Origin of the sequence: Archangium violaceum, assembly GCF_016859125.1 — a bacterium.
Classification (GTDB): domain Bacteria; phylum Myxococcota; class Myxococcia; order Myxococcales; family Myxococcaceae; genus Archangium; species Archangium violaceum_A.
Window position 1 is genome coordinate 44,404 of record NZ_CP069338.1, and the last position, 7,401, is coordinate 51,804.

The 7,401-nt window shown below is 68.3% G+C and carries 6 protein-coding genes; 2 read left to right on the plus strand and 4 right to left on the minus strand.

Annotated features, from left to right (window positions below; genetic code table 11):
* Position 1 precedes the first annotated feature (1 nt).
* The 3 genes from JQX13_RS00195 to JQX13_RS00205 all read right to left on the minus strand — a co-directional run bounded on the left by JQX13_RS00195 (position 2) and on the right by JQX13_RS00205 (position 3,224).
* Positions 2–1,897, minus strand: coding sequence for a hypothetical protein (locus tag JQX13_RS00195; protein ID WP_203407065.1), 1,896 nt, complete (start codon positions 1,895–1,897; stop codon positions 2–4).
* 131 nt (positions 1,898–2,028) lie between these two features.
* Entirely contained in the window at positions 2,029–3,024 is a 996-nt protein-coding gene (locus JQX13_RS00200; RefSeq protein WP_203407066.1) for an aromatic ring-hydroxylating oxygenase subunit alpha, read from the minus strand.
* Positions 3,025–3,050: 26 nt separating this feature from the next.
* Positions 3,051–3,224: a Xan family putative trans-acting RiPP leader peptide gene (locus JQX13_RS00205; RefSeq protein ID WP_203407067.1), complete on the minus strand. Its 174-nt coding sequence runs from the start codon at positions 3,222–3,224 to the stop codon at positions 3,051–3,053.
* Between the two features lie 137 nt (positions 3,225–3,361).
* Between JQX13_RS00205 and JQX13_RS00210 the strand changes: the two genes are divergently transcribed.
* On the plus strand, positions 3,362–4,513 hold the full coding sequence (locus JQX13_RS00210) for a cupin-like domain-containing protein (protein ID WP_203407068.1): 1,152 nt from the start codon (positions 3,362–3,364) through the stop codon (positions 4,511–4,513).
* On the opposite strand, the gene JQX13_RS00215 is transcribed toward JQX13_RS00210, so the two are convergent.
* Complete coding sequence (locus JQX13_RS00215) at positions 4,495–5,886, minus strand: JmjC domain-containing protein (RefSeq protein ID WP_203407069.1); 1,392 nt, start codon at positions 5,884–5,886, stop codon at positions 4,495–4,497. The two genes, JQX13_RS00210 and JQX13_RS00215, sit on opposite strands and share 19 nt — an antisense overlap.
* Positions 5,887–6,018: 132 nt before the next feature.
* Here JQX13_RS00215 and JQX13_RS00220 point away from each other — a divergent pair, with 132 nt between their 5' ends.
* Positions 6,019–7,389, plus strand: coding sequence for a hypothetical protein (locus JQX13_RS00220; protein WP_203407070.1), 1,371 nt, complete (start codon positions 6,019–6,021; stop codon positions 7,387–7,389).
* Positions 7,390–7,401 lie beyond the last annotated feature (12 nt).

Here is a 7,401-nt window from a genome sequence, read left to right on the forward strand (position 1 = left end):
CTCATTGGCCGGGGAGGATGTGACGCGACGGCGGGGTCACGCCGTGGCACGAGTTGGCGCAGTTGCCGTAGGCATTCGGCGTGTTCTGCAGATCCGCGAACTGCACGTCGAAGTACTCGGTGCCGTGCGAGCTGATGTGGCAGCTGTTGCAGGCGGCGAGGCTGGGCCGCACCGTGCTCTCACGCGTCAGGTGGCACATGGTGCAGTCCGCCTTGTTCTGCTTGTACTTGCGCGAATTCATGTGCATGCGGTGGATGAAGTCGGAGATGTGGCCGACCTGCGGCTCGAAGTGACACGTCTTGCAGGCCTCCACGTGGTCCACCGACATGCCGTGGTGGAGGTTGTCCAGCGAGTTCACCCCGTTGTGGCAGATCTGGCAGTTGCCGACCTGACCCGGGTAGGTCGTCGCCTGCTCCTGGCCCACCTGGAAGAAGAAGGAGTCGAGCCGGTTGAGGCGCTCCCCGTCCACGGCCCGGTGCCCCTTGAGCATGATGAGGTAGGTGCCCGGCTTCGCGTCCTCGGAGAGCTTCACGGAGTAACGCGTGGGCTGCTTGGCCGCCGCGTACCCGGGGAAGGCATCCGCCATGCCGGGGCCGACGTAGAACTGCGGCTCGCCGTACGCGGGATGGGAGAAGTAGGGCAGCGCGTAGGTGCCGTTGACCACCTTCAGATCCTGCAGCGGCCCCACCACCTTGAAGCCCGACTCGGTGCTGCTCGTGTCCCGGAAGTTGAGGATCATCCGGTCATTGAAGTAGCCGAGGCCGTTGGACGTCCCGCCGATGAAGTCGTTCCAGCTGGGCATCAGGTCGCGCGGGTGCAGACCGTGGCCGTCCCCGTCCTGCAGCGACACGAGGAAGTCGAGCGTCTCGCCCGGCATGTAGTACTTGCCGTTCTTCGGCTTGTTGATCTTCAGCTCCTGCTTGAGGCCGAAGCCGCAGGGCACCTGCTCGTTGGTGGCCAGGCCGTCGGCGCCCAGCTTGTAGCAGGTGGCCTCGCGGTCCTGCTCGCGCACGAAGGTGACCGGGAAGAGGAAGGGCTCCTCGGGCATCAGGCTCCAGGTGACGCGGATGACCCCCTCGCCGTCGACATTCGGCATGCGGAAGGTCTTGAAGGGGTTGGTGGAGTTGGCGAACGAGACCTTCACCCCCGTGTGGTAGATGGGAGTCGGGTAGGAGCCCGGCCGGGGCTCCGCATCACCGGGGTAGCGCGGAGCGCCGACGCCGGTCGTCGTCCAGCTCGCGCGGGTGCGGCCGGTGATGGGGTTCTCGGCGAGGAACTCCCTGCGACCGTAGGTCTGCGACGTCCGGACGTTCCCGTCCGCGTCGAGCACCTCCACCTTCAGGGTGTCGTCGTCGGAGACCATCCACGCGGCGTTCTCGTAGAAGATCTCCCGCTGGAAGCTGCCGTAGCCCTGGCTCTTCCAGTTCTCTCGGCCCACGGTCAGGCCGCTCCAGTCCAGGCTCTTGAAGCGCGAGTGCTTGCGCATCCAGTCGGAGGGCGCCTTCCGGTTCGCGAAGTCCGTGTGGACGCCGACGAGCGCGTCCATCACGGAGAACTCGCGCAGGAAGTAGAGCGAGTCTCGCACGACGGTGAGCCGGGCCGTGGGCGTCCGGGGCTCCCCGAGCGCCATGAAGTTGTCGTTGAGGTGCACGCACTGCTCCGGGTAACCGGGCAGGTCGAGCTCACCGCGCGTCACCGGCTCGCCATTGGGAAGGATGGCGCAGCCATTGAAGGCCAGCAGCGACAGGGAGATGGCCCCGGAGGCGGAGCTCGAGTACGGGTCGAACGCCTTCGCGCCACGGCCACGCGTCCCCTCGTTGTCCTCGACGTTGAAGACATTGCAGCCCGTCACGAGCATGACGAGGGGAAGGAGAAGAATTTTCGGGAACGGTTTCATGTGGAACTTGGGTCCTGCACACCTCGCCGGGGGGCGACGAGGCAGGGGGGCGTCATCAGCAGGGCAGGCGGGGGGACTCTAGCAATCGTTCAGTTGCGAAACCAAGCACACCCCGGTGGGCCGTGCCCGGCTCATTCCGGAGTGGGGCCATCGACGGGACGGCCCGTGCGCAGCGCGATCACTCCCCGTCGGTATTCGATGGGGAGACGATCCGCCCTCACGTGCACCTCACCGGAGAAGTCCAGCGGGTGGGCCTTGGGGCGTTGTCCCTCGGCCACGAGGCGATCCTGCTCGAGGATGGCCAGCTCGGACTTCACGAAGATGTCGGGGAAGTGCTTCAGGCCCGGGTGGTACGAGGCGAAGTAGAAGCACTGCATCTTCTCCTCGGACCAGGGCGAGGCGACGGCGTACACCGTGTGCTGGAAGAACAGCGTCGGTTTGAAGGACAGCCGCACGGCGAAGGGAAGGAACACCTCGTAGGTGAGCGTGGTGCGATCCACCCGGGGCACCACGCCCTCCATCGCGGGCGAGAGCGCGGGATAGGAGATCTGCGCCCGCAGGCCGCCGGGCATCCGCGTCACCTCATAAGGAGGCACCTCCTGCTGCTCCGGGTTGCCGAAGGTCCCCTTGTGCACCCACGACAGATGGGTGACGTCCAGGATGATCTCCAACATGCGGCCCGCGGAGACGTCCCAGTCCAGGCGCGGGAGCGCGACGGTGGCCACCTTGCCGGTCTCCAACTCCGGCCACTCCGGCGGCGTCTGCTCGGAGCCTGCGTCCAGACACACCCAGACGAGGCCGTAGCGCTCCACGGCCCGGAAGGACGCGAGCGCCGCGCTGGCCGGAATGGGCGCACCGGGCTGGGAGGGCACCCGCACGCAGCGTCCGTCCTTCCCATACGTCCAGCCATGGAAGGCACAGCGCAGACCCTCGCCGGACACCTCGCCCGCGCAGAGGTCCGCGCCCCGGTGCGCGCAATGGCGCTGCGTGGCCGCCACACCGGAGCCCACGCGCCACACCACCAGCTCCCTGCCCAACAGCCGCGCCGCGAGCGGACGCTCCTTCAGCTCGTGCGAGAAGGCGACGGGGTACCAGTAGGGGGAGAAGGCCTCTTCGTAGGAACGCACGCCCGGGTCCATGACGGCATCACGGCTCACGCCAGTGCGAGCGGCGCGATCTTGCTCTCGATCTCCTCGAGCAGGAAGTTGATCTCCTCGAGCTCATCGAGCTTCTCGGGAGCCGCCTCCAGGGAAGGAGCGGCGGCCTGGGCTTGCTGCTCGGAGGGGGCGGATTCGATGGGCGACACGCTGCTCTCTTCCGATGCCATGGGGGGCCTCCAGTGGGGGGGGGAACTGATTCTCACCGCAAGCGAGGATAAGACCCAAGACCTGATATTCTTGCGGGCTGAGGACATCTGTCAATGTACGCCCTCACTGGATGCATCTGTTCGATCTGGAATACCGCATGAGCCTACGCCCGCTGCCCTTCGAGGCCCGACCCGTCCGCCGCCTGCACCGGCCCGATGCCAGGGAGTTCTGGGCGAAGCACAGCACGGAGCCCGTGGTGCTGACCGGGTGCATGGAGGACTGGAAGCTCCTGAAGGAGCTGCGGGCCCGCGCCACGTCCGAGCAGAAGCTCGCGCTGCTGAGCTCACTCGCCGGCTCCGAGCAGGTGCGCTACAGCACGCTGCCGCAGCGCACGGGAGGGCACTACCACTTCCAGGACAATGATCCGCAGCGCACGACGTACGGCCCACCCGAGCCGAAGGGCCCCTTCGACGTGTTCGCGAGCCGCCTGCTGGAGAGCCTGAATGGAGTCTCCGACACCTACGTGTACCTGCAGGCCATGTTCCTCGACCCGGGGACGCCGCTGTACGAGTCACTCGGACCGGGAGTGTTGCCGCTGCTCACGCCGGAGCAGGAGCGCCCGATGATGTGGGCCGGCTCCGACGGGCAGGTGGTCAACCTGCACTACGACGACTTCCTGAACTTCATCTGCATGGTGGAGGGAACGAAGCGGGTGACGCTGTTCGCGCCCGAGCTGATGCCCTCCATGTACCACGCGCCCTTCGACCGCATGCTCAACTACGCCCAGGCGAGCCAGGTGCGGTTGCTGGAGCCGGACCTCGAGCGCTTCCCCCTCTTCCAGCACGCGCTGAAGGAGGCCCAGGTCGCGGTCATCGAGCCCGGCGAGGTGCTCTTCCTGCCCCCCATGTGGTGGCACCACGTGGAGTCGTACGGCTTCAACGTGATGATCAACAACTGGGTGTTCCCCGCGCCCCTGGAGGAGCTCATCGCCCTGCAGGAGGACGTGACGAAGGCGATCCGGCTGTTCCAGAACGCCACCGCCGAGCAGCGGGCGCGGGCCCGGATGCTCTACCACCAGAGCGTCTTCGCTCCGGGTGACGAGGCCACCGGCCCGGAGAACGATCCGCAGAGGGCCGAGACACGGCGGCTCGTCACCCGGCTGCCGGACAGCCTGCGCCGGCAGCTCGCGCGCTACTACGACCACTTCGTCTTCCAGATGTCCGGAGATCCCTTCCCCGGCCAGCCCGGCGCCCTGGCCGCGATGATGGAGCGCAACGCCCACGCGACGAACTACTTCGCGCGAGACTGAGCACAGCGCCACACGGCGCGCCAGCGCACCAGGTCATCGAGCAGCGCGCGGAAGGCGTCGCGCTTGAACGAGCGCGCCGGCATCCGAGAGAAGAAGGCCTCCTCGAGCGCCTCCACCTGCTGGGGCTTGCCCGTGTTGAGCGTCTCCAACAGCCGCTCGATGCGGCGGCGGACCGCGGGAGACGGCTCCAGGGTGGTGGAGCGGCCCATGCCGGAGATCAGCAGGTGCCCCCCCGGCAGCGGCACGCCGACGAGCGGACGCTTGGGGTGCGTGCGGATCCACTCCTGGGGTGAAAGGGGCGGCTCGGTGGCCTCGGGAGGAGCGCCGTCCATGGCCGCGCCCGTGAGGTGGCGCACCCACTCGGCGGTGCGCTCACGCTCGGCGGCGCGCACGGCGTCGCGCCGGGACTGCGCCTTGATGACCGAGCGCACCGAAGCGGGGACCTGCCAGCCGCGCTTCACGTTCACGGGCATCTCGTTGGCGCGCAGGCGGCCGGGCCACTGGGGCGGAGGCAGCGTGCCGAGCAGCTCCGGCGAGTGATAGCTCACCCCGAGCGAGGCCGTGATGGTGAGGGGGCTCGTGGAGGGCTCGGCGCGGTGCCAGTAGGAGGCCGGCCAGTACATCAGGTCCCCCGGCTCGCCGTGCAGCAGGGTCGCCTGGGAGAGCAGCTTCTCCTCGTCGGCCTGGTCGCGCACGATGACACAGCCCGGCTTGTCGATGAGCTGGGGATCCCTCGGGACTTCCTCGCGCTGCGCGAGCGAATCGAAGGGCCAGAAGCTCAGGGTCTTCTTGCCCTCGATGACGAAGCTGAAGACGTGCAGGTCGTCCTTGTGGATGCCGAAGGGCGTGTAGCGGTAGTTGCCCAGGAAGATGGCCGAGTCGCTGCCGAACAGCGGCACGCCGAGCACCTCATAGAGGCCCGACAGGAAGCTGGTGATCTGCTGCCAGTGCCCCCAGTGCTGGGTGTGGCAGCGGTTGAGGGTGAGCCCGAAGCGCTTGCCGCCCAACCACTTGTCGACGCGCGCGAGGTACCCCTCCATGTCGCCGTCCTCGCGCACCGGCAGCTGGTTCCGGGTGGGGAACATCATCGAGTAGTACGGAATCCCCTCGGGACCATCCAGGTGCTCGATGAAGAAGCGCAGGACGCGGTTGGGCGGGAACTCGCCACGAAACCACCGCTCCGAGGTCCAGACGAACGCGTCGAAGATCTCCTCCGTCGTCGGGAAGTGTGCCGGGAAGAGGCCCCTGAGGAGCACGGGTCCGCGCTCCCAATGATTCTGGGAGAAGTCCTTCCAGAAGGAGCGGGGGAGGGCCAGGGACGGCTCACCTCGCGCCGCGTCACGAGGAGCGGAGGCGGGGGCGGGAACCAGCATGGGGGGATTCCTTGATGGGGGCACGGAACGACGGTGGACAAAGGCTATCACCCCGCGTGAGCGGCGCACACGCGGCCGGGGGCAACCCTTCCCCCGCCCCGTGCACGCTCGTTACACTCCCGCTCGCCCCCCATGCCTCGCCTGCCCCCGCTCGCTCTCGCCACGGCCGCGCTGCTGCTGCTCCGCCCGACTCCCGTCGTCGCCGCGCGGTGGCTCGACGAGGGGCAGGAGACCTCCTCCACCCCCACCGAACCGCCCACCAGCGGCTCGGCGTTGGATGAGTGGATACAGCCCGCCGTCATCACGCCCGCCGACGAGCCCTCCGCGGAGCCCGCCCCGCCGCGACAGGCAACACCAGCGCCCCGGGAACACGACCTGCTCACCCTGGGTGGCCTCTACTACCAGCGCGCCGAGCTGCTCGGTTATCAGTCGAGCGACGCGCGGACGATGCAGCCCGTGGTCCCCTCGCTCGCGGATGTCTTCATGGACGTGAGGCCCTCGGACGATCTGCGCGGCTTCGTGCGAGGACGGCTCCTCTACGACGCGCTCGACCCGGTGCTCTCCACTCCCCAGGTCACCCTGGATCAGTTCTGGTTCCGCTTCGGCCTCGCCCAGCGCGTGTTCTTCACCCTCGGCCGCCAGCAGCTGCGCTGGGGCAGCTCCAAGGTGTGGAACCCCACCGACTTCCTCCAGGATCCCAACCCCCAGCCGCTCGACGCGCTCGACCTGCGCACGGGCGTCGACATGCTGAAGGTGAACATCCCCTGGGAGTCCATGGCCTCGAGCCTGTGGTTGATCGCCACGGCGGACCTGAAGGGCCCCAGCTCCAAGCCCCTGCGCTACGGAGGCGCGGTGCGGGCGGATGTGACGCTCGGTCCGAGTGAGCTGAGCCTCACCGCGGCCTTCCAGCAGGGACGCCGTCCCCGCTACGGCCTGGACTGGTCCATCGGCGTGGGCCCGCTGGACTTCAACGCCGAGCTGGCCCTGGTGCGCGACAGCCTCGCCCACCGTTGGCAGCGCACCGCGGAGGGCTTCTCCGAGCGCCCCTTCGGCGGACCGAAGCTCCTGGCCAGCGGCGGCGTGGAGAGCACCTTCCGCCTCGGGGACGTCTACCGCGCCAACCTCCGGCTCGAGGGCTTCTACAACCCGCTCGGCTACGACGACCGCGCCCTGCTCACCTGGGTGCGCTCCACGGGCGACTACCGCTCACTCTTCTTCGGCCGCGCCTATGGCCTGGCCCAGGTGCGCGTGGATCGCCGCAGCCAGGCCGAGCCCGGCGTCACCCTCTCCGTGCTGTCCAACCTGAGCGACCCCTCCTTCCTGGCGCGCGTGGATGCTGGCGTCGGCGTGCTGCGCGACGTGAACGTGCGCGGGTACCTCGAGCTGCCCTTCGGCGAGCGCGGAAGTGAATTCCTCTTCGAGCCGGACCCCGCCGTGGCGGACCTGCCTTCCGCCAGCCGCATGCTCTTCCGGGCCGGGCTCGGCGTCGTCATCCGGATGTAAGGGAGACCCACT

Coding starts and splice junctions, on each gene's coding strand:
- JQX13_RS00220 (WP_203407070.1), top strand. CDS start 6,019: ATGCCTCGCCTGCCCCCGCTCGCTCTCGCCACGGCCGCGCTGCTGCTG.
- JQX13_RS00205 (WP_203407067.1), bottom strand. CDS start 3,224: ATGGCATCGGAAGAGAGCAGCGTGTCGCCCATCGAATCCGCCCCCTCC.
- JQX13_RS00195 (WP_203407065.1), bottom strand. CDS start 1,897: ATGAAACCGTTCCCGAAAATTCTTCTCCTTCCCCTCGTCATGCTCGTG.
- JQX13_RS00210 (WP_203407068.1), top strand. CDS start 3,362: ATGAGCCTACGCCCGCTGCCCTTCGAGGCCCGACCCGTCCGCCGCCTG.
- JQX13_RS00215 (WP_203407069.1), bottom strand. CDS start 5,886: ATGCTGGTTCCCGCCCCCGCCTCCGCTCCTCGTGACGCGGCGCGAGGT.